This window comes from Methanolobus zinderi (assembly GCF_013388255.1).
In the GTDB taxonomy this organism is placed as follows: domain Archaea; phylum Halobacteriota; class Methanosarcinia; order Methanosarcinales; family Methanosarcinaceae; genus Methanolobus; species Methanolobus zinderi.
In genome coordinates this window covers 933,449-955,828 of record NZ_CP058215.1, presented here as the reverse complement: position 1 = coordinate 955,828, position 22,380 = coordinate 933,449, and the positions used below count along the sequence as shown (strand labels likewise).

At 44.1% G+C, this 22,380-nt stretch carries 18 protein-coding genes; 14 read left to right on the top strand and 4 right to left on the bottom strand.

Annotated elements, in window-relative coordinates:
• The first annotated feature begins 16 nt into the window (after positions 1 to 16).
• The 8 genes from HWN40_RS04775 (at position 17) to HWN40_RS04740 (ending at position 9,159) form a co-directional block, all read left to right on the top strand.
• Positions 17 to 724 carry a DUF432 domain-containing protein gene (locus HWN40_RS04775; RefSeq protein WP_176964667.1) on the top strand — a complete coding sequence of 236 codons (708 nt, stop codon included), beginning with the start codon at positions 17 to 19 and terminating at the stop codon, positions 722 to 724.
• Positions 721 to 1,605: a mechanosensitive ion channel family protein gene (locus HWN40_RS04770; RefSeq protein WP_176964666.1), complete on the top strand. Its 885-nt coding sequence runs from the start codon at positions 721 to 723 to the stop codon at positions 1,603 to 1,605. Before HWN40_RS04775 ends, HWN40_RS04770 begins: the two co-directional genes overlap by 4 nt.
• Positions 1,606 to 1,625: 20 nt before the next feature.
• Positions 1,626 to 2,756, top strand: coding sequence for a polysaccharide deacetylase family protein (locus HWN40_RS04765; RefSeq protein WP_176964665.1), 1,131 nt, complete (start codon positions 1,626 to 1,628; stop codon positions 2,754 to 2,756).
• Positions 2,753 to 3,955, top strand: a complete 1,203-nt coding sequence (locus HWN40_RS04760) for a glycoside hydrolase family 57 protein (protein ID WP_176964664.1) — start codon at positions 2,753 to 2,755, stop codon at positions 3,953 to 3,955. The genes HWN40_RS04765 and HWN40_RS04760 overlap by 4 nt, the downstream gene beginning before the upstream one ends.
• Before the next feature lie 34 nt (positions 3,956 to 3,989).
• Positions 3,990 to 4,799, top strand: coding sequence for a V4R domain-containing protein (locus HWN40_RS04755; RefSeq protein ID WP_176964663.1), 810 nt, complete (start codon positions 3,990 to 3,992; stop codon positions 4,797 to 4,799).
• Positions 4,796 to 6,763, top strand: coding sequence for a glycoside hydrolase family 15 protein (locus tag HWN40_RS04750; protein WP_176964662.1), 1,968 nt, complete (start codon positions 4,796 to 4,798; stop codon positions 6,761 to 6,763). The genes HWN40_RS04755 and HWN40_RS04750 overlap by 4 nt, the downstream gene beginning before the upstream one ends.
• A 25-nt stretch (positions 6,764 to 6,788) precedes the next feature.
• Entirely contained in the window at positions 6,789 to 8,789 is a 2,001-nt protein-coding gene (locus tag HWN40_RS04745; RefSeq protein ID WP_176964661.1) for an amylo-alpha-1,6-glucosidase, read from the top strand.
• A gap of 157 nt (positions 8,790 to 8,946) precedes the next feature.
• A complete protein-coding gene (locus HWN40_RS04740; RefSeq protein WP_176964660.1) occupies positions 8,947 to 9,159 on the top strand; it encodes a winged helix-turn-helix domain-containing protein in 213 nt (70 codons plus the stop codon).
• A gap of 429 nt (positions 9,160 to 9,588) precedes the next feature.
• Here the strand turns inward: HWN40_RS04740 and HWN40_RS04735 are convergent, their stop codons facing one another.
• A complete protein-coding gene (locus tag HWN40_RS04735; protein WP_176964659.1) occupies positions 9,589 to 11,832 on the bottom strand; it encodes an amino acid permease in 2,244 nt (747 codons plus the stop codon).
• A 210-nt stretch (positions 11,833 to 12,042) separates the two neighbouring features.
• Between HWN40_RS04735 and HWN40_RS04730 the strand changes: the two genes are divergently transcribed.
• The gene (locus tag HWN40_RS04730; RefSeq protein ID WP_176964658.1) at positions 12,043 to 13,347 is read left to right on the top strand and encodes an MgtC/SapB family protein; all 1,305 of its coding nucleotides are present in this window, start codon (positions 12,043 to 12,045) and stop codon (positions 13,345 to 13,347) included.
• 3 nt (positions 13,348 to 13,350) lie between these two features.
• Here the strand turns inward: HWN40_RS04730 and HWN40_RS04725 are convergent, their stop codons facing one another.
• Both HWN40_RS04725 and HWN40_RS04720 read right to left on the bottom strand, forming a co-directional pair.
• Entirely contained in the window at positions 13,351 to 13,983 is a 633-nt protein-coding gene (locus HWN40_RS04725; protein ID WP_176964657.1) for a diacylglycerol/polyprenol kinase family protein, read from the bottom strand.
• Between the two features lie 82 nt (positions 13,984 to 14,065).
• The gene (locus HWN40_RS04720; protein ID WP_246275979.1) at positions 14,066 to 14,248 is read right to left on the bottom strand and encodes a PLDc N-terminal domain-containing protein; all 183 of its coding nucleotides are present in this window, start codon (positions 14,246 to 14,248) and stop codon (positions 14,066 to 14,068) included.
• Positions 14,249 to 14,401: 153 nt separating this feature from the next.
• Here HWN40_RS04720 and HWN40_RS04715 point away from each other — a divergent pair, with 153 nt between their 5' ends.
• The 3 genes from HWN40_RS04715 to tes all read left to right on the top strand — a co-directional run bounded on the left by HWN40_RS04715 (position 14,402) and on the right by tes (position 18,128).
• Positions 14,402 to 15,388, top strand: coding sequence for a TIGR03557 family F420-dependent LLM class oxidoreductase (locus tag HWN40_RS04715; protein WP_176964656.1), 987 nt, complete (start codon positions 14,402 to 14,404; stop codon positions 15,386 to 15,388).
• 72 nt (positions 15,389 to 15,460) lie between these two features.
• Complete coding sequence (locus HWN40_RS04710) at positions 15,461 to 16,180, top strand: site-2 protease family protein (protein ID WP_176964655.1); 720 nt, start codon at positions 15,461 to 15,463, stop codon at positions 16,178 to 16,180.
• Between the two features lie 415 nt (positions 16,181 to 16,595).
• A complete protein-coding gene (gene tes / locus HWN40_RS04705; protein ID WP_343044105.1) occupies positions 16,596 to 18,128 on the top strand; it encodes a tetraether lipid synthase Tes in 1,533 nt (510 codons plus the stop codon).
• Between the two features lie 347 nt (positions 18,129 to 18,475).
• Here tes and glgP read toward each other — a convergent pair whose 3' ends face one another.
• Positions 18,476 to 20,152 (bottom strand): alpha-glucan family phosphorylase, encoded by a 1,677-nt coding sequence (glgP, locus tag HWN40_RS04700; RefSeq protein ID WP_176964654.1) that lies wholly within the window; start codon positions 20,150 to 20,152, stop codon positions 18,476 to 18,478.
• Positions 20,153 to 20,329: 177 nt separating this feature from the next.
• On the opposite strand from glgP, the gene HWN40_RS04695 reads away from it, so the two are divergent.
• Together HWN40_RS04695 and HWN40_RS04690 are read left to right on the top strand one after the other, a co-directional pair.
• Complete coding sequence (locus HWN40_RS04695; RefSeq protein ID WP_176964653.1) at positions 20,330 to 21,847, top strand: TrkH family potassium uptake protein; 1,518 nt, start codon at positions 20,330 to 20,332, stop codon at positions 21,845 to 21,847.
• Positions 21,798 to 22,346 (top strand): endonuclease NucS domain-containing protein, encoded by a 549-nt coding sequence (locus HWN40_RS04690; protein ID WP_246275978.1) that lies wholly within the window; start codon positions 21,798 to 21,800, stop codon positions 22,344 to 22,346. The genes HWN40_RS04695 and HWN40_RS04690 overlap by 50 nt, the downstream gene beginning before the upstream one ends.
• The last annotated feature ends 34 nt before the right edge of the window (positions 22,347 to 22,380 follow it).

Here is a 22,380-nt window from a genome sequence, read left to right as displayed (position 1 = left end):
CAGTGAAGGAACAATAATGTTTGACAAATATACTCCACCTTTCACAGTAGAGACCGAAGGAACTACAATATCAGTAGAAGAAGAGAAAGGAAACCTGGTTTACAAGCGATCTTCAAAAGACGATACAATTGAGAAGATCCTGCTTCAAAAGGGTGAATTTCTTATAAATCCCATCGAACCTGTGAATGTTCCCAAGACACTAAGTTCTTTTCTGCTTATAGAATTCCAGCGTTCGGTGATGATCGCTCCCTATGACAAACAGACAATACACCTCAAATTCCCCATAGAGATAGGAATATTCATCTCAAGAAAAGATGGGGAATACGAGCTAATAGACATAATCACATTTAATGAGAATAAATATACCCTGTACGGTAATCCTAATCGGGGTCTCATATGCAAACACTGGGAAAGTCAGGTTTATCCATCCTATCCGCGGCCTGATATTTTGTATGAAGGAGACCTGGAACTGGTAATCTCCAATGAGACCGGTAACTGGATGGAAATAAGCCAGGCTGTGTTCAATGCCTACGGAATGAAAATATACTACGGATCAGACAGGATCTCCATGAAGGCACAGATGAAGATAATCAATAAGAACCTGGCTGAGATAGATTTCACAACCTATCCGCTTTCACCGGGTTTCCATAGATCCGTTGAACTGTACACATCACGCAAGATACTGCTGAATGGTACGAAGAGCGTAATGGAGTTTGGCTTATGAATGTCGCTGAAAATATCTCAGGTAATGTAACTGAACTCATAAACCTTGCACCAACATTCCAGGATGTACTACTGAAAGGTATCATAGTCATACTGATACTCTTTCTGGCAATCGCAATAGGAAAGGGACTCACATTGTATCTTGAGAGGTCCTTTAAGGAGAGGATAGACAAAGAGCAGATGAACATCCTGCTGAAGATAGTTTACTATGGTGTTATCACGCTTGCTGTCGTAACCATCATATTCCCGGTACTTGATGTAAACGTCTCAGGTCTGCTGGTTGCCGGTGGTGTCGTGGGTATCGTAGTGGGTTTTGCCAGCCAGAGTATTGTAGGAAACCTCATGTCAGGTATTTTCCTGATGACAGAAAGACCAATTAAGATAGGGGATCAGGTGAACATATCCAACAGCGCGGGATATGTAGAGGATATAAGCTTTATTTCCACCATAATCCGTACCTATGACGGTCTTTTTGTGAGAGTGCCGAACGAGATAGTGTTCACGACGAATATCACAAACTATGTCGCGAATGTGGTCAGAAGGTTTGACTATGTAGTTGGTATACGCTACGAGGACGATGCGGACGAAGCCATTGAGATCATCCAGGAAATACTCGATAAAGAGCCCTTTGCACTCAAGAACCCTCCTGCGGGTATCTTCGTAGATAATCTGGGAGATAACGCAGTCAATATCCTTGTCAGGATATGGTCCCCGGTTACGGAATGGTATGAGCTGAAAACAAGGATGCTCTGGATCATTAAGAAGACACTGGAAGAGAATGGCATTGAGATCGCCTTCCCACAGAGAACTGTCTGGTTTGCAGATGAACTGCGAACCCGGCAGATACCGCAGATCGCAGAAAATAATAACGGGGAAAGTTGAATGTATTGAGGAAATAGCTAATGAAGACCGTTTGTATATGTTTCGAAGTACACCTCCCGCTGCCTCTTAAATGGTACTGGCCCTGGGAGGGTTACACTTCTCCTGAACTCAGAAACTACTTTGATATGGAGAAGGCTTTCCAGAATTTCTCAAAACTGGAAAAGGATACGATCCCTATCAACCGTGCTCTGGCAGATTCCATGGACAATGGGGGAAAATACGCCTTTGACATATCAGGCATTTACCTGGAACAGTGCAAATGGACGCACGGAATTCCCGGGAGTTTCAAAGAACTTGTCAGCATGGGTGCAGGCCTTATAGCTTCTCCGTACTATCATTCGATCTGTCCTTTCTTTACCGGACCGGATGAATTTGAAGCACAGGTGAAAATGCATCTTGAAGCGCTTGATGAACTGTTTGGGGTAAGACCTGTAACTTTTGCGAACCCGGAACTTATCCTTGAACAGAAAGTTATCGGGTCTGTAAGAGACATGGGATTTAAGTGTTTTATCTCAGAAGGTTCGCAGAACCTGATCAATGGAAGTGATCCCGTACATGTGTACAGGAATGAGATTCCCACGATTCTGCGGCACATCGATCTCAGCGAGGACATTGAAAAGAAATACTCTGACAGGAAATGGACCGGTTTCCCACTGATACCTGAAAAATTCGCCTCATGGATATCAGATATGAAAGGTGATGTCGTCACACTGTATATCAAGTACGATTCCCTTCAGGGACACCTGCAAAAGGATAAGCAAATATTACAATTCTTCAGAGACCTGCCTGGGTGCCTGGCTTACCATGGGATCGAAATGCTTCTGCCGGAAGAAGCCGCTGCCAGGTTCAGGTCACAGGAACTACCATCCCTTCATTCCAAAAGGACAGCGCGCTATGGAATGCACAATCTGCTGGGAAATCATGCACAGCACCTCTATATGCATGAGCTCCAGAACATTGGCCATGGACTGGATGGGCATGGATCTGATCCGAGATACGGAAGAATCAGGAAATTATACCGCTATCTCCAGCAAACAGATATCCTTCTTGAGCTCAATGCTGAAGGGCGCAGGCTGGGATATGAACGGGCGGTCAATAACTTTTCCATACTCTCTGATATGAAAAGAGCTCTTGTGGAGGCAGACAGATGAGATCGGTCTGTTTCTATTTTGAACTTCACCAGCCACACAGGTTAAAGTGGTTCTGGCCTGACAAAAGAATCAGTGGATTCAACAGATATTTTGATAACGATATCAACAAAGAGATCTTCCGGAGGGTTTCCGAGAAATGCTATCTACCTGCAAACCAGACCATCCTGGAATTGATCGATAATACTTCCGGTGAGTTCAGAGTGAGCATGTCGGTAACAGGCACTCTCCTGAGCCAGTGTGAGAGCTGGGGCGGGGATGTACTGGAATCATTCAGGGATCTCGCCCAAACTGGCTGTGTAGAGTTCATTGATGAGACATATTATCATTCCATTGCAGCACTTTTCGAGTCAAGGCAGGAGTTCATAGAAGAGGTGAAAGAGCATCGCAGGGTCATGTCAGAACTGCTTGGCATCACACCGGAGGTATTCAGGAACACGGAGCTGATGTATAACAATACCATAGCCGGAGCTGCCGCCGAGATGGGATATAAGGCAATACTTACCGAAGGCATAGAAAGGGTGCTTGGAGGCAGGTCACCAAACCATGTCTATAAAGCAAAGAGCAGTGATATTGCAGTACTTCTGAGAAATTATAAATTAAGTGACGATATCGGATACCGCTTCTCATCGCAATGGCGGGAGGAGTATCCTCTGACTGCAGGCAAATGGGCTGACTGGGTGTCTCAGAGCTCAGGAGAAACAGCCAATATCTTCATGGATTACGAGACATTCGGGGAACACCAGTGGACAGATACCGGCATCTTTGAGTTTCTCAGGGCAGTTCCGGGAGAGGTTACAGACCGTGGGATCAGCTTCCTCACTCCTTCCCAGACGATCGAGAAGTATTCTCCGGCAGGCGAGATAGATGTGGGTGATTTCTCAACAATATCCTGGGCGGATATTGAAAGAGATACCAGTGCCTGGCTTGGTAATGATATGCAGAGACGGTGTTTTGAAGAAGCAAAGCTACTTGAGCCGTATGTGAAAGCAACCGGGGATAAAGAGCTCATAAAGATATGGAAACATCTGCTGACATCTGACCATTATTACTATATGAGCACCAAATGGCTCGGAGACGGCGATGTGCATTCGTATTTCAGCATCCATGAATCACCCTATGATGCTGCTGTGAATTTCATGGCAGTGATGATGGATTTTAAGGAAAAGGTTTTCATGGAACTGAAAGAGCAGAATAAATAGTTTACAGACCTATTCCTATTCAGGTGTTGTTAATATGGTGCGAGATCTATGCATGTTCTCAAAGGCAAACAAAGATGCTGAAGTCATCTGGTTCAAGATAGCCTACAGGAACACCGTGCATTCGGAAGCTGACATAACTTCTCTTTTTGCGGAGAAAGGACTTGATATGAGATTTGCATATATGGATAGCCTTGAAGACCCGGCAAGAGGAAAATATGTTATTTTTACGGAAGTTGAGAAAGGCAGGGACGTAAACGACGTTGTAGCTGAACTTAAACAAATGGATGTAGTGCTTGATGTCGACTACGGAGTATCCAGAAACCAGGTAATGCAGTCCGTGGAGTTCCCTTTGAGTCTTTTCGGAGAAAGAGCTATCATCCTGAGGGCTAGGACATTTGTTGACATCCTCAGAATCATGAACGAACATGTTCCACAAGCTGAAGGTCTCCAGATGCACACCGGCATTATAAGCGGGACCATGGCAGTCAAACTCTTACGTGAGATAATCGATATTGATAAAAGCAATTGTTTTGACCTGCTCAAAGAACTGTTTATGGCTGCAGGATGGGGAATGCTCGAGTATGATGTTGATATAAAAAACCTTGAAGGCAGCATTCGGACCCTGGATTGTTTTATTTCAGATGTGTATAAAGAAACTGAAATGCCTGCTTGTGCCTATATAAGTGGCTTTTTTTCAGGGTTCATATCAGAAGTCATGGAAAGGACGGTTCAGGTCCACGAAAGTCAGTGTCTGAGTACAGGACACATCTTCTGTGAACACATAATATCCCCTGTACCCAGAGGTGCAAAAACAGAACACGTACTCAGGAGAGAGCTGGATTGATCAGGCAGCCCAACTCAATACTCGGTAATCGGCATTTGCTTGTCACCATGGGTAAAAAAGGAGAGCTCTTCAATTTCTTCTATCCGGGAAGGGACTTTGCACAACATCTTGAAGAATCACAGGCCTGCCTGTATGACGGGAACAGGCTCATCTGGTCAAACGACCATGAATGGCAGGTAAGACAGAACTATGTGGAAAATACAAATATAGTAAACACCGAACTTGTGCATCCGACCGGACTGAAAATGTATATTCAGGACTTTATTCATAAAGACCATCCGGTAATGGTACGCAATTATAAGATCAGTTCGTCGGCGGGATTTCATGGAAAGTTCTTTTACTATTCTAATTTTCAGGTAGGAGAAATACAGAAAAAGAATTCTGCATTCTGTGACCATGAATCAGGGATCCTTGTGCAATACTGGAAGGACTACCACCTGGGAATAGGCTCTGTGCCCATGTTCGAAGAATGGCAGATCGGAAAGGCCCTGGATACTATATGGTGGACAAATGCCAAGTATGATATGGAAGACGGCGAGCTGCAGAACAATCATGAGGATATAGGTAACATTAACAACGCTATCGGCTGGAAACTTGATATCGAGCCCGGATCTACTGCCGAGATCAGTATATTCATCGGTGCTGCATCAGCAAGACAGTTGCTTTACAGACAGATACGTGATACACGGAACAAGACCGTTGAAAGTATGTTAAATGAAACACAGGAAAGCTGGATCAAGTGGCTTTCCAGAAAAAGGCTCCTGGATATAAAGAAAGTGTCTGAGTTTGAGTACATAAATGTGGAACTGATGGAGACGTTCAATCGTTCTTTACTTACATTAAGCATCCTGAACGACCCTGATAAGGGTTCATTTGTTGCAGCGCCTGAATTTGATCATGATTTTGAGAAAAGCGGTGGTTATGGCTATTGCTGGAACAGGGACACCTCTGAAATAGTACTGGCACTTCTGGATGCGGGGTACCCGGAGTACTGCGAGCGTTTCTTCACATGGTGCAGACAGACCCAGCTTCCTGATGGTTCCTGGTTCCAGCGTTACTGGCTTGACGGTAATGCCGGCTCTTCATGGGGCAATTTCAGATTCTCGACCCAGATAGATGAGACAGGTTCCACGTTGTTTGCCATGGAAGAATACTATGACAGTCTCGAACCCGTAATGAAGAGGGAGTTCCTTGATAATATGTGGTCAACTGTCCTTTCAGCAGCCGAATACCTTATGAAAAGGACCCCTGAAGGGTTACACGAACCATGCACATGCCTCTGGGAAACCTATTCGGGTATTTTTACCTATACCAATGCTGCAATCTACGGCGGACTTATGGGTGCTGCACGTCTGGCACGTGACTACAATGAAACAGGGCTTGCCAGCCGCTGGATTGAGAGGGCGGAGCTTATCAAGCAGCAAACAATAGAGAGTTTCTGGCTTGCGGACCAGGGTTACTTTGCACGCGGAATCAGGAATGGAAAACTTGATACAGACATCGATGCCAGCATCCTGGGAACTTTCGTACCCTTCAATATGCTCTCTGCGGATGATGAGAATGAAAGGAAGATGATCAAGTCAATGATCAGCAATATCGAGTCCCGTCTCAGAGTTCCGGTGAATGAATATTTTGGGATAAAGCGCTATGAAAGAGATAGCTATATAGAAGGCAACCCCTGGACTGTCACCACTTTATGGCTCTCAAAGGCGCTGCTTTTACTTGCAGATTCAATGAAGGAGACCCATGATCTGGAAAAGAATAATGAACGGGAAATGCTGACAACAAAAGCACTGGAATATATCCGGTGGTCGGTAAGAGGGACAACCAGTTCCGGAATGCTGCCAGAGCAGGTAAACAAGCATTCCGGCAGGCCTGCATGGGCTATTCCTTTGTGCTGGAGTTGTGCCCTGATGCTGGAAAATATTATTCTGCTCGATGAACTTAGCCGCAATTCCGCATAAGATATTTTCATTTCCGGGGGAAATAATGAAAGATATCAGTTATGATCGTGATAGAGGGGACATATCTAACCGGGAATTCCCTTACAAGGAGTGGATAGTAACCAACGGCCTTGGAGGATATGCTGCCGGCACCTCTATGGGAATAAACACAAGAAAGTATCATGGTCTGCTGGTGGCATCCATGAATCCACCTGTGGAGCGGAGGCTGATGCTCTGCTCCCTTGATGAGGAAATTATAGCAGGCGAAGATACATACTACCTTGCAGCACACCAGTATCCGGGAAAAGTACACCCCGAAGGTTACCGGTACCTGATGGGATTTGCCATGGACCCAATACCAACCTTTCGATATATGACAGGTGGAATAAGTATCGAAAAAAAGCTGTTCATGGTATACGGGGAGAATACAATCATAATAATGTACAATATCCACAATCCCCTTGATACAGATGTATCCCTGCGTATGTTCCCGCTTGTCAATGACAGGGATATACATCATCTTACCAGATCAAAAGATATCAACTTCCACCAGGAAGCAAAAGATACCGGGATTATTCTGAAAAACGGGAAAAGTGAAATCCACCTGAATTCCAATATGCAGTTCAGCCATGAGCCTTACTGGTACTACAATCTTGAATACCCTGTGGAGCTCTCAAGAGGGTATCCCTATATTGAAGATAACTTCAATCCCGGATACTTTGAAGCTGATATCGGGAAAGGCTATTCATCTTTTTTCATTATTGCATCCACCGGGGATACCGGTTCTGCTGATATCCGGACTGTAAGGAACAGGCTTGAGAAAGAGACAGAGCGTCTTGATAAGCTTGTAGAGAGATATGACAGAGATGATACCTTTATACGCCGGCTTGTCACTGCAGGGGATTCTTTCATTGTAAAAAGAAAATCCACGGATTCAAGGTCTGTTATCGCAGGTTATCACTGGTTTGCAGACTGGGGTCGGGACTCAATGATCTCACTACCGGGTCTGACCCTTGTAAGCGGCAGGTTTGATGATGCAAGGAACATACTTGCAACCTTTGCAGCAAACTGCAGGGAAGGACTTATACCGAATATGTTCTCGGATAGCCCCGGCGGATCGGCTATTTACAATTCAGTTGATGCATCCCTGTGGTTCGTTCACTCCCTTGGTAGGTATTTTGACTATACAGAGGATATCCCATTCATCGATTCAATGTGGAATACTGTCGAAGATATAATCGAAAACTATCGCAACGGAACGAGATTCGGGATCGGCATGGATGATGACGGCCTCATATTCCACGGAGGACAGCTTACCTGGATGGATGCAATTGTGGACAATACGCCCATTACACCCCGGAAAGGGAAAGCCTGTGAGATCAATGCACTCTGGTATAACGCTCTGAAATATGCAGAACTCCTGGGAGAGAAGTTAGAAAGAGAGGTCAGTGGTTATTCAGAAACTGCCCGGACTGCAAAGGACAGTTTTGCAGAGAAATTCCTGAACAGGGAAAGAGGCTGTCTCTATGATCTAATTCCGGGCCCTGAAAGCAGGATACATGCAAAGGATGCATCTGTCAGGCCAAACCAGATATTTGCAGTTTCATTGCCGTTCACAATGCTTTCCCGGAATACGGAGAAGGGCATAGTAAAGGTTGTCACAGAAGAACTGCTGACACCATATGGTCTCAGGACACTTTCTCCCCGTGATACGGTATATATCGGTACCTATCGAGGAGACCTGCTAAGCAGGGACGCAGCCTATCATAGCGGCACTGCCTGGCCCTGGCTACTGGGACCTTATATTACAGCCTACCGGAAGGTCAATGATTATTCACAAGAGAGCAGATCATATGCAAAAGCCCTCCTGAAAGGTCTCGAAAGACACCTTGATGAAGCAGGAATAGGCACAATATCCGAAGTGTTTGATGGGAATGTTCCCCACAAACCTGGCGGATGTATATCCCAGGCATGGAGCGTTGCCGAGATCAGTCGAGCGTGGGCCGAGGATGTCATGCAGGAAGAGGATTGTTCGTCACCTTTATGAAAGGTGAAAGTGTTCTTTTTTAACAACGGGTTGTTCGGGCAGGCTGGAAAGATCGTGGGTAAAATAAAGTTTCAGCATTTTAACACGACTGAGGATGTGTAAATAGATGTCAGATTCATCTGGTTCTCGACCTGTGAACAACCTGCGAGGTGGCTCTATGGATGAAGTATGTTTGAATATAGGACAGGCGGCAGGCCAGGTCTACAGATTGCTTGAGAAGGGAGAATCCAATCTGGCAGGTATAAAAAAGAATTTCAAAGAAAATGGTTTTGAATCACAGATGGTTTTTATGGCACTTGGCTGGCTTGCAAGAGAAGATAAGATATGCATGCAGAAGAATAGCAACTCATGGATTATAAGCTTGAAATGAAAAGTCGTGAAGAAATAAACTAATAATTTACATCCGGAGTTTTGAAAACGCTTTTAAAAAAGAATACTCAGTTATTATACATTTATTTCAATCATTCATTCCTATTACTTTTGTTACCTCCATAATATTACCGGAATGTCTCAACCACACATATCCCCCGGTAAGCAGGATATCTTTCAGACACCACTCCTGTCTTAGAGCAGAAACATCAGGATCTGCCACAAAATCACAATAATTATCAGAGCTACAAGGACCCTGATTATCCATTCAAGCATTCTTTGATCACTCCCCATTAGATTTTAGGTATTATTCACTTTTATACTTTATCATGTTGAAATAACAGTTATGAAAAACAGCATGCACTAAACCATCCGTCATATTCACAGTGTATTTCGATAGTTTATTTTGATTAGTTATCATACTATCAATTCAAGCTAATGCATTCTCTTCCCCGGAATCCAGTGCAAACAAACATGAGGATCCGGTCTCTTCAACTATATTTCGAATAAGATCAAAATCCGGTTCAGTGTCCAGGCTGAACACATTCAGAGAGGCCTGAGGAGCTCTTGATATATTGGATTTCAGATCACCAAGCATGACTTTGTTCTGTACGTTGGGTATCCTTGCGATCTCAGCGAGGTTCTCCAGATATTCCTCGGCCTTGTAAACATTGTATTTCTCCCGCACATTGGTGATCATCCTCAGTGAGGCACCCCAGTTCTTTTTGAGCTTATAGGATATCAGGATTTCAAGGTCCTGATTACCAAGGTCCATGCTTACATCCCAGTCCGGACTGCGGTCATCTATCCACAGATTAATGGAACTCATTCTTCCAAAGGCTGCATTGCGGTGAATAGCCAGTAACAATACCCCGATATTGCGTTGTGAGGCTTTCTGGATCACAGTCCTCACCTTATCGTCGTGACCCTCAAAGCTATCCATGTTAATAAAAAGTATCCCGGGTCTGAAGAAAGAACCACTCAAAGCCTCCATTCCCGCCACAAGGTTCTCTTCGAAACTTTCGGTATCGATGATCGTCCAGGAAGAGAAAACTCCCTTCTTCCTGAAGGAAGAGGTCAGGTCAATTAAACGCGATGTCAGTTTTTTCTCATCCACTCTTCCAGAAAGACCAAGTATCTTGATGGAGCCCTTCGGATAGGTGATATCTTTCAGGAAATTGAAAGCACCCGTGAGAATGTTCGGATCTTCCACAGGTACCAGAAGATTGGCTTTCCAGGTCCGCTCATTTGAGGGAGCCATCTTGTTACTTTGCTTTGCAGCCCATTCCGCGATCGCCACAAAAAGACCGCTGCGGACATCCCCGAAAGGTGCCTTAAGATGTTTCTCAAGCAGATAACCGTGGATAACCACTACAATCACGACAGCAAACAGGCTGAATATGGGATTCACTATGAACATTACAAGAACACAGCCGAACGCCCCTATAAAAGAAACCGCCTTGGGAATCCTGAAAAGCGGTCTGAAACTGACCAATTGAAGATTCTGTTCTATCAATACCACTATATTGATCATTGCATAGGTCATCAGGAAGAACATAGCTATCAGGGGAGCGATCGCATTCAGGCTTCTCATCAATAATGCCAGAAAAACTATGATCCCTGTCAGTATCATTGCATTTCTTGGCTCTCCAGAACTTGATCTTTTTGCCAGCCAGTCACTTCCCGGGAGTATCTTGTGATCTCCAAGGGCCTGCAGGATACGCGGCGCACCCACTATTGACGAAAGAGCGGATGAAAATGTGGCCCCGAGCAGGCCTGCAACGATCAGCTGTCCCCATGCAGCCTTTTCGGCCATGATTGTATAATTGCTCACCAGTTCATCACTGGTTGCTGATGTTGCCAGCCAGAATGCCAGCAACATGTATATGACAAGACTTATGACAATGGCTAAGAGTGTGCCAAGAGGTATGCTTTTCCGGGGATTTTTAAGCTCACCCGACATGTTCGCACCTGCCATGATACCTGTGGCTGCCGGGAAGAATACGGCAAAGACACCCCAGAAACCTATACCTGCAAATCCGTTCTCAGGAGAACCCGGAAAAGAGCCCCACCACGTGATGGGTTCCTGCATGGATCCTCCGTAAGCAGCCCAGATGATCGAGATGAAAGATGAAATGATGATCGCCAGGATGACATACTGGATCCTGAAAGCCAGGGATGCGCTGATATATGCGACGACGAAAAGGATTGCAAAAGCTGCAAAATCCACAACTATAGCCGGATGGTCCGGAAATATCCAGAGCCAGCCTGCACGGAAACCAAATATGTACATTGCCACTGCAAGGGTCTGGGAAAGATAAAGAGGGATTCCGATACTCCCTCCCACTTCAAGGCCAAGGGACTGGGATATTATGGAAAAGGCACCTCCGGCACCGATCCTGATATTTGTGGTAATGGAAGAGAGGGAAAGACCCGTGGCAAGTGTGATGCTAAAGGAGAGAAGTATGATCAGCCATGCTCCTAAAAGACCTGCGTTACCGACAACCCAGCCCTCTCGCAGGTACATGATCACGCCGAGGATCGTCAGCAGTGTCGGGATAAACACGCCCTCGATCGTTCCGAAAAGCTTTTTCCCGGGTACGATACCTTTCTGTTCTTCAACCTTCTCCTGCAGTGTCTCATTACCCGAAGGACCATTGTCATTTGTACCCATGAGGAAACCCCAGTAAATCTCTTTATTTAGAATATATAACCGTTTCCTAGCCAGAGCGGGAAATCTTTATCTGGTTTAAGGTAAGAGCCTATAGTTATTCTAAATGATATCGCTATACATGGATAAATAGCATACATATGGTAGCATCGACCTCCTGTTGAAATTCCCGGAACATCTCTGGGAGACCGGATAAACTCATTCAGAGAAGATATGATACCGACTACAACAACCCTCGGCCTGGATCCCTTTTTGCTTGATGCTTTAAAGAAAATCGGTCTTTCACTGCTAATTGGTATCCTCATAGGCCTTGAAAGGGAGAGCTGGAGGTCCGATAAGAGAATTTTTGCAGGAGTCAGAACATTTACAATTACCTGTATACTGGGAACTACTGCCGCTTTCCTGTCGGATTACATAGGATATGACATACTTCTGATCACAACACTCTTTGTTGCCGTTTATTGTCTCTTCCTTATATACGAAGTACATCTTGTCGAGAACAGATCAGGTTTTACAAGTGCAGTCGCACTTTTTTCCACTTATCTGTTGGGAATACTGGTAGCGGAGGAATTTTTCCAGATAGCTCTGATCATTGCTGTGGTCATTACAGCCCTTCTGGTCGAAAAAAAACCTCTCCACACCCTGGCAGGCAGTCTGGCACAAAGAGACATAATCGATGCATTGCAATTTATTGCCCTTGCTTTCATATTATATCCTATAGTTCCGGATGAGCCGGTATATGATGTTGTCAGCCTCAAGTCTGTGATACTTATCATAGTACTCGTATCAGCGGTCAGTTTCGTAAGTTATGTACTCCTGAAAAGAACGGGCACAAAAGGAGGAATACCATATTCAGGTTTTCTGGGAGGTCTGGCAAGCAGTGTGGCTTCTATTATTTCCCTGTCAAACATCTCAAAGAAAAAACCAGCATTGCTAGAACATGTGTACGTGGGTGCTCTGCTGACCATAATCTCTATGACAATAAGAGATCTTGTTATAGCTTTCCTAATAGATCCTTCGGGAAGGATGCCCCTTCTGATGCTGCCACCTTTTTTGGTGATGTCCGCAGCCACTTTCCTTCTTGTCCGCAGAACAGGGAACATGCAGGATACCGATGAAACTGTAGAGCTCAATTCTCCTTTTGCCATCGTGCCTGCCCTGAAGTTCGGTGCTCTTTTCACTGTAATACTGATAATAGCGAATATCACAAATTCTATCGGGGGATCCCTGGGAACATACGCTACAGCCATAGGGGGTATTGCAAGCAGCTCGGCTGTGACAGCTTCCATGGCCTCACTGGCAATTGCAGGAAAGGTTTCCTATATTACGGCAGCCGAAACTGCTGTTCTCGCGGGTATAATCAGTACGTTGTCCAAACCATTCTACATGAAGGTAACCGGTGCAACTGAGCTTTTCCGAAAAACAGTATTTTATTTTGTTCTGGTTACCATTCTGGGATTACTTGTTTTTCTTGGATGGGGTTATTATCTGAACACATTTACAGAGCTGATTATCTGAAAATTATATGACTGCATAGAACATCAGAGCAGATGAGAATATAGGAATCAGGAAATTGTCATTGATAAAGAACCTGATCACCGACATAATATTCGCTCTTTTAATAGTCCGCATGCTGATCGCACTCTCCATGAACATCCCGCCCAGTGAACCGATAAAGGCCTGAAAAGGTGTGACAAAGAGCATTGCAACCAGGAAAGCAACAATTAAGCCGCTGAACGTTCCTTCAAGGCTTTTCTTATCCGAATAGGGTAATTTATGTCTGCCAATTGATGTTCCCACGATCGTCGCAATGGAATCTCCAAAGGTGACTATTGCTACGGAAGCATAAACGATTTCCACTGGAAACAGTATCAAGGTCACAAATACCCCTGAGAGTAGCAGGATCGTTCCCTGGAATTTGATCTTTTGTTTTTTTGACCTTTCCAGCTTGCGGACGAGACGGGGCGACTTTTCAGTATCATCCAAGCCTGTAACCAGAATTGAGAAAAGGGTCAATGCAAGAAGGATGACAAAAAAAACTAATGCTGCGTTGTCTCCTGAAAAGGAGATGATTAAAATAAAAACGATGCCCGTAAGTATATGTATAAGCTGGCGAAGGAATTCACCGGTCAGGAATGCCTCTTTATCATCCATATCTTACAGCTTTCCAGAAAGGTCTTAACGATCAAATCCGTATTGACAGGATCATTTCGGAATGAACCTGCCATCTTTTAAATTATCTTTTCCTTCCAAGGAAATAATATAGAACAACACCTATTATTCCGAGTACCAGAACAACGATGATCCAGATCAGCTTCGTCAATGCACTCATCGATCTGTTGTATGTGAACAGATCGTATATAACCCAGATCTCAGAGATAAGGGTTAATAATGCCCAGGATGTTTCAACTATGCTCATAGATTATCTGTCTCCTTTTGATAATAAATTCAGTCTCTGGGTACTTATACATTTGCAGATTGTTCTAAGAAGTTTATTTATCCGGTTTTACTCAAATCTTAAATACAGTCGACTTCAATATTAGCATAGGTTAAGTTAAAGTGGGGATCAGATTTGCTGAAATTAGGTTTTAAGATAGCACCGGAACAGTATACACCATCGGAAATGCTCAGACAGGTAATAGCTGCTGAGAACAACGGCTTTGATAGTATAGATGTAAGTGACCATTTCCACCCGTGGAGTGAGCAGGGACAGTCCTGCTTTACATGGACGTGGCTTGGAGCCGCAGCAGCAAGCACTAAAAAGATAGAGCTTGGAACCGGTCTTACATGTCCGATCTTACGATATAATCCTGCGATCATTGCCCAGGCAACAGCAACAGTGTCATCACTTGCCGGGGGACGTACATACCTGGCTGTGGGTACCGGAGAAGCCCTGAATGAATATCCCGTAACATGTGAGTGGCCGGAGTTTGATGAAAGACAGCATATGCTTGAAGAAGCGGTAAAACTCATACGGGAACTCTGGACAGGTGAGAAGGTAAACTTTGAAGGTGATTACTATTGCACCCGTGCTGCGAAGCTCTATACATTGCCTGCGGAGGATATTCCCATATATTTCTCATCAATGGTGCCGGAAAGCGCCCAGTTCGCAGGATACAATGGAGATGGCCTGATCACTGTCGGTGGTTCCGGAATGAAGAAATACAAGCAAATACTCTCGAAATTCGAAAACGGAGCACGAAGAGCCGGTAAAGATATTGAAAGCATGCCAAAGGCAGTGGAGCTGACAGTTGCTTACGGGGACAAGCTTGAAGAATCCGTTGAAAACCTGCATAAGTACTGGGCAGGTTCGATGGTACCGGCCCTCTTCCTGAATAGGATATATACTCCTGTAATGTCAGCCGAAAATGGTGCGGTTATAGGAGATGATTTTATCCGACAGAATGCATGTATATCCTCCGATCCGGAAGATCATATCAGCTATGCCCGGCAGTTCATAGATGCAGGATACACTCATCTGTACTTCCACTATGCAGGTCCCGATGAACTTGAGTTCATCAAAAACTATGGGAAAGATGTCTTACCGCATCTGCGGTAAATATAAGTAATAATCAAAAAAATAATAGAGATTTTAACTGAAAAACAATTTTAAAACAAAAGGGGAGATCTAATGAATAATTCACTTCAGATTGCAAGGATACTTGGTATACCCATTAAGATACACATTTCTTTTTTACTGGTATTACCCTTCTTTGCATGGATCTTTGCCATACAGCCGGAACCTTTTGGTTTTGCGGGAGTCGAGTCAACAATCCTGAAATATTCACTGTCACTTTTAACAGCAATCCTGCTCTTTGTTTCAGTATTGATACATGAGCTAGCCCACTCTTATTTCTCTCTGAGATATGGAGGTAGTATCAGCGAGATAACTCTCTACCTGATAGGCGGGGTTTCATCAATGAAAGAAGAGTTGCATGAGCCCTCAAAAGAGGCAAAGATGGCATTTGTGGGACCGCTTTCAAGCATTATCATCGGAATTGTGCTGTTAGCTTTTACTTCCCTTTTCAACCCGCCTGCATCCTTTTCGGATGGAGGGGGACTGTTCCTGATGATCTTTATACTGGGTTACATAAATATAATACTGGGACTGTTCAATCTCATCCCTGCCTTCCCCATGGACGGTGGCCGTATACTGCGTGCATTTCTGGCACAACGTATGGATTTTGTGGAGGCGACGGAAAAAGCTGCAACCATCGGTAAGATATTTGCATTCCTGATGGGCCTTGCAGGCCTTTTCATGAGCTTCTGGCTGATATTGATAGCGTTCTTTATCTATATGGGTGCCAGTGGAGAGGAACAGCAGGTAAAGAACCGATATAGAAGATTCTGAAACGAAGACAGGAATCCTGTGATCTAAAAGCAGGTTTTCAATTCTTTTTTATTACCAATTTTCTTAGGACCATTTGTATAGCGAGAGAGAACAAGCATTATTGGTAAACCGCAGAAAGTTATAGTTAGGATTGAAGGATATACACATGCATAAGCTATTTGCTGGTACAATACATGTTTATACCAATGATGCCACACTTTGTTACTCTTTCCTTGCTCCTCTCCCGCTATTAAGAATGTGTGAGTGTTGATATATATATACATATGAAATCAAGTTGAGGAAGTAATCTCCATATATGGAACTACATATCGAAAAAGAGTTGAAAAGACATTTTTCATTGAAACCCTGTTTTGAAAAAGTATATATAAGATTAATTATAACAGTTTACTGTATTCATTTGTAGGTTGGATAACTTATTTGTGAGGGTATTTATCTGAAGCATACTTATTCGGTATGCCCGAAGTGCGGGCAGTTGATCAAAGCTGATCTAATCAATGAAGATGGAAAAATAATAATTGAAAAGAATTGTTCGGACCATGGTAGTTTCCGTGATATTTACTGGTCTGATGCGGACATGTATGAAAAGTTCGAAAAATTCGCACGTAAGGGCTCAGGACTTCTAAATCCGAACGTGAATTACAATACCGATTGTCCTTTCCAGTGTGGTCTGTGCATCTCCCATCAGACAACGACCATCCTTGCGAACATAGATGTTACGAACCGATGTAACATGTCATGTCCGGTATGTTTTGCAAATGCAAGATCATCCGGCAGAATATACGAGCCAGATCAGAAGCAGATATATGATATGATGACTATGCTCAGGAGCCAGAAGCCTGTACCATGCTGTTCCGTACAGTTCTCCGGAGGGGAACCCACGGTCAGGGAGGATCTACCGGAACTTGTGAAAATGGCCAGAAATCTTGGTTTTGTCCAGATACAGGTAGCTTCCAATGGTCTCAAGTTCGCCAACAGTGTATCCTACGGAAAAAAGCTCGTGGAGGCCGGAATGCAGACACTTTATCTTCAATTTGACGGGACCTCCGCAGAGCCCTATATGAAGATGAGGGGCTTTAATGCCTATCCTCTTAAATTACGGGCAATAGAGAATGCTCGAAAGTCAGGAATGCGTAGCATTACCCTTGTACCCACGCTTTCAAAGGACGTCAATGACCATCAGGTCGGAGATATAATCCGGTTCGCAGCCGAGAATCGGGATGTTGTCAGGGGTGTGAATTTCCAGCCCGTCTCATTTACTGGAAGGATCTGTCAGGAAGAGAGAGAAAGAAAGAGGATAACCATACCTGACCTGGCAAAACTTGTGGAGGAGCAGACCGAGGGAGAGATTCCCGCCGATGCCTGGTATCCTGTACCTTTTGTAGTACCTATCTCAAGGTTCCTTTCAAAGGCACGCCATAAGAACCTGCCTGAGATGACAGTCCATCCGCATTGCGGAGCAGCCACGTATCTCTTCATAGACAACGGGAAGATCGTTCCGATCACGGATTTTGTGGATGTAGAGGGCTTTATGGAAATGCTTGATGAAGCAGCAGAGGAACTTGATGATAATAGCAGGAACCTTCTGACAATAGGTAAGGTACTGAGTAAAGTACCGGGCTTTATAGATTCTGAAAGAGAGCCAAAATGTGTTAACGTCACAAAAATGTTACTGAATGTTCTGAAGGAAGGAGAATCAAATGTCGTACAGCAGTTCCACCGGCAAAGTCTTTTCCTTGGTGCCATGCATTTTCAGGACATGTATAACTTCGATATTGAACGCATCCAGCAATGCGGTATACACTATGCAACACCTGATGGTAAGGTCATACCTTTCTGTACTTACAATACCCTGCATCGTGAGAGCGTTGAGGAGAAATTCTCAAGGCCCTATATGCCGGAAAAACATGAACAGAGAAAGCAGATCCTGAACATTACGGATTTTAGTTAAAAAAGACATTTTTTCGGTTGAAGTTTCCGGCAAACTCTCACGGATAAATTAATTGAATTATATATTATCAAGTGATTGTTTTGTGTTTTAAAATTCAAACATGATATTAAATTAAATGCCATTGCTAAATTAAAAACACCACAGAAATAAAAGATGGGGTTATTTAAATAAAATAAGTGCCAAAAATTAAAGTGCAGACAGGACCGCATCGGGGAAGGATATGCGTCCTGACAAGTGGAGTATGAGGGTCCTTAAAGGGAGTGGATTTAAGGATGTGGCATTTTTCGTTCGTGAAAAATGCCATTTTTCTTCATTATTCAAAATGTTTTTACATATAACGTCCAGACCTACAGATATGCCTCTGTAACATACCTTCGCATCATTCTGTGACAATTGAAATAATAAGCTATCAGCTCAACGGAATTCTTCATGATACTCACCCACTCGTCTCTTCTTTTATAGTACTTCGGCACTATGATATACTCAAGCTTATTGTAGAGATCATCACGTTCGATCTCTTCTATCTCTTCAGGAGGCCTGTCGGCATCTATTCCTGCTCCGATAGAGTAACCCGTAACTCCCGGAACACATCCCTCTATCCACCAGCCGTCAGGTACACTGAAGTTTACAACGGCGTTATGGGCTGCTTTCATACCACTTGTACCTGAAGCTTCGAAGGGTCTTTTGGGAGTGTTCAGCCATACATCCACCCCTGAGACCAGTTTCAGTGCAAGACCCATATCATAATCTTCCAGGAAAGCGATCTTTATCGTATCACTCAGGTTTTCCATATGGGCAAACAGCTCTTCAATTATCTGTTTTCCCCTTATATCAGCAGGATGTGCCTTACCCGCAAATATAAGCTGTATCCTGCCCGCTCTGTTGACCCTTCTGAGCCTTTCAAGATCTGAGAAGATAAAGGCAGGTCTTTTGTATTCGGTCATCCGCCTTGCAAAACCGATGGTAAGGGTATCATAGTCCATATGGACTCCGGTTTTCCTGTTGACAAGGTCTATAAGCTCTTTTTTTGCATCTTTATGAGCCTGCCATATCTCATCGTTTGGTACGTTCTTCACCCTGACCAGAAGTTCCGGCTCGTTTGCCCAGCCGGGAATATGCCTGTCGTAAAGTTCCCTGAACTGGGGACACACCCAGGTATAGGAATGTACACCATTGGTAATCGATTTGAACTTATAGCCGGGAAACATCTTTTCCGAGATCTCACGGTGCCTTTTTGCCACCCCGTTAATATAGTCGGACAGATTCAGAGCCAGGACGGTCATATTCAGCTCATCCTCACCCCCGTATTTTTTGAGAGCCTCGATCTGCTTTTCGTCCTCAATTACTTCTCTCACCAGTTCATAGGGGAATCTGTCATGGCCGCTTGCAACAGGTGTATGTGTGGTGAAAACACAGAGATCCTTCACTCTGCCGGAATCCATTTCATTTCTGCGTAACAGCTCAAGCGTCAGAAGGCTTGAATGTCCTTCATTCATATGGTACTTGCTTATACGAAAGCCCAGTCTGTCAAGCATTCTCACTCCGCCTATACCAAGTACGATCTCCTGTTTCAGCCTGTATCTGCTGTCACCTCCGTAAAGATAATCTGTTATCTTACGATCTTCAGGAGAGTTACCTTCAACATCAGTATCAAGCAGAATGACGGGTATCCGCTCTTCGGTAAGGCTCCTGTGCTCATAGAGCCAAGCCTTGATCCTGACATCACGATTCTGAATACGAACAACCACCTCTTCAGGCATCAATGTCATGTGATCTGCCGGAGACCAGTTCTTTTCAGATTCAGACTGTCTGCCTTTTTCATCCAGTTGTTGAGAAAAATAGCCTTTTTTGCTCACCAGGGTTACACCGACCAGAGGTATACTCAGGTCGCAGCTGGCTCTGATAACGTCCCCGGCAAGTATTCCCAGACCACCGCTGTAAGTTGAAATTTCATTTTTCAGCCCGATCTCCATTGAGAAGTAAGCGATCTTCTCTCGCCGGGTAAATCCTTCAAGTTCATCCATAATGACCCCTCTTCTTTTTGCAGTTCTCTTGAATATAAATATAAGATGATTCCAACAGGCAGAATAGCCGGTTAAGTATTATGCGACATCAGATATTAATGCATTTTTATCTCATAAAAACACTGAAGCAGGTTTCCATCAGTAAACTGTTTAACATTACACTCCATAAATATAGTTGTGTACGAACTGGTATCCCCTGTAAGTCCGGCTGCTGTGCTAAAGTATATTGGTTATTTTCTGATCGCGTTCTCACTTGTACTAATAGTGCCTTCCATGGCAGCGATCCTGCTTCAGGACAACTACGCAGCGATAATCTATGGCCTGACCTCAGTACTTACATTTGCAGCTGGTTTTGCAATTTACAGATTGATACCGGAATATGATCTGGAAGTTAAGGACGCTGTAATTATTTCTGCTCTGGTGTTCCCCATATCTGCTTTTATAAGTGCCTTCCCAATGGCTGTAACCAATAATATGTCATATATTGATGCCTTCTTTGAGAGCGTGTCTGCGGTTACAACGACCGGGCTGAGTGTTGCGCCTGCGGATTCAAGCATGGTGTTCCTTTTTGCGCGATCATGGGCACAATGGATAGGTGGAATCGGTATAATCATAATCGTAGTTGCAGTCCTAATCCATCCGGGAACAGCTGCATTCAGGATATATAAGACACAATATTCGCAGATCAAGTTGTTCCCGAACGTGCTCAAGACAACAAGACTGCTGGGAACATTGTATATTTTGCTAACTCTCGTTGCCATCATTCTGCTGCTTATAAGCGGTATGTCATTGTTCGATTCCGTATGTCATGCCCTGAGCAGCGTATCTACAGGAGGATTTTCCACCAGATCGGCCAGTATAGGCGCTTTTGACAATCCACTGATACTTTTCAGCATCAGTCTTGCATCTTTTCTTGGAGCTGTCAGCTTTGGATTATATATCAAGTCAGGGAGAAAACCTTCCAGAATGCTCAAAAGCAGTGAATTGCAATGGCTCGTTCTTATCTGCATCATAGGATTTGCCGTGTTGCTGTTCACAACGATCAGAAGCGAGGGCTTTGACAGCAATTCGGAGGATATTCTTTTCCTGGCAATATCAGCCGTATCGACATCAGGTTTTTCAACAGTTGACGTATCAATTTATTCGGATGCTTCCAAGTGGGTCATATCTGTTCTGATGTGGATTGGAGGAAGTACCGGTTCAACTGCAGGTGGCATTAAAATACTGAGACTCCTGGTGCTTGCAAAACTGATCAAGATAGTATTCATGAGAGTATTCCTTCCTGTGGAAGTGATAACTCCCCTCAAACTGGACAATGACAGAATAAAGAAAGAGGAGATAAACAATATTGTCGTTTTTAGTGTTCTCTACATAAGTATTCTGGTATTCTCAGCCTATGTATTCATGTTTTACGGAGTGAATTCAGCAGATTCCATATTCGAGGTTTCAAGTGCACTGGGAACTGTTGGCCTTTCCGCAGGAGTTACCGGTCCAGATATGCCTGATGTCCTGAAGATGGTACTCTGTGCGGATATGCTACTTGGAAGAATAGAAATAATACCACTTTTGATATTAGTAATGCCACGAACCTGGATAAAAAGAAGAACTGACAGAGTCCATACGCCTGATCAGCAGAAAGAATGCAGTGGGAGTTGTCAGCAAAGGCGGCGGTGCCCTTCCAATCTCCCGCAATAAGAATGTCAGCAAGATAGGGATACTCATACAGATAGAGGATGATAAACCCAGAAATGTGTACCCACATGAGATCAACAAGAAGAAGATCGACATCACATCCCATCTTGAAACAATGATAGGGGCTGACGATGTAAGCCACGTAACCGATCAGGAATCCATATCCGAAGAGGACATCTCACACATGATATCCACTTTCCCGGAACTTATCGAAGAAGGCCTGAAGTTCATTGATACCGAAGTGGAGATAAGTGGTGGCAGAATAGATGCTGTCTTCAGGAGTAAAAACGATGAACACCTCCTGATAGAAATAGAGATAGAAGCCAGGGATAATGCCATCGGACAGGTGCAGAGATTCATCACCTACGCAGAAAAATACGGAATACCCAGAGACCGGATCAGGCTCGGAATCGTGTGTGCGAAGATATCGGAAAGCAGACTGAACGCATGCATAGGTGCAGGCGTGGAGGTCTATACGCTCAGCCTTGAAAAGAGGGCATAATTCTTATTTACGTAGACCGGAAAAAACTTAAATG

Bases quoted from the DNA above. Each gene is read 5' to 3' on its own strand.
- HWN40_RS04775 (WP_176964667.1), top strand. From the start codon at position 17: ATGTTTGACAAATATACTCCACCTTTCACAGTAGAGACCGAAGGAACT.
- HWN40_RS04770 (WP_176964666.1), top strand. From the start codon at position 721: ATGAATGTCGCTGAAAATATCTCAGGTAATGTAACTGAACTCATAAAC.
- HWN40_RS04765 (WP_176964665.1), top strand. From the start codon at position 1,626: ATGAAGACCGTTTGTATATGTTTCGAAGTACACCTCCCGCTGCCTCTT.
- HWN40_RS04760 (WP_176964664.1), top strand. From the start codon at position 2,753: ATGAGATCGGTCTGTTTCTATTTTGAACTTCACCAGCCACACAGGTTA.
- HWN40_RS04755 (WP_176964663.1), top strand. From the start codon at position 3,990: ATGGTGCGAGATCTATGCATGTTCTCAAAGGCAAACAAAGATGCTGAA.
- HWN40_RS04745 (WP_176964661.1), top strand. From the start codon at position 6,789: ATGAAAGATATCAGTTATGATCGTGATAGAGGGGACATATCTAACCGG.
- HWN40_RS04740 (WP_176964660.1), top strand. From the start codon at position 8,947: ATGGATGAAGTATGTTTGAATATAGGACAGGCGGCAGGCCAGGTCTAC.
- HWN40_RS04735 (WP_176964659.1), bottom strand. From the start codon at position 11,832: ATGGGTACAAATGACAATGGTCCTTCGGGTAATGAGACACTGCAGGAG.
- HWN40_RS04730 (WP_176964658.1), top strand. From the start codon at position 12,043: ATGATACCGACTACAACAACCCTCGGCCTGGATCCCTTTTTGCTTGAT.
- HWN40_RS04725 (WP_176964657.1), bottom strand. From the start codon at position 13,983: ATGGATGATAAAGAGGCATTCCTGACCGGTGAATTCCTTCGCCAGCTT.
- HWN40_RS04720 (WP_246275979.1), bottom strand. From the start codon at position 14,248: ATGAGCATAGTTGAAACATCCTGGGCATTATTAACCCTTATCTCTGAG.
- HWN40_RS04710 (WP_176964655.1), top strand. From the start codon at position 15,461: ATGAATAATTCACTTCAGATTGCAAGGATACTTGGTATACCCATTAAG.
- glgP (WP_176964654.1), bottom strand. From the start codon at position 20,152: ATGGATGAACTTGAAGGATTTACCCGGCGAGAGAAGATCGCTTACTTC.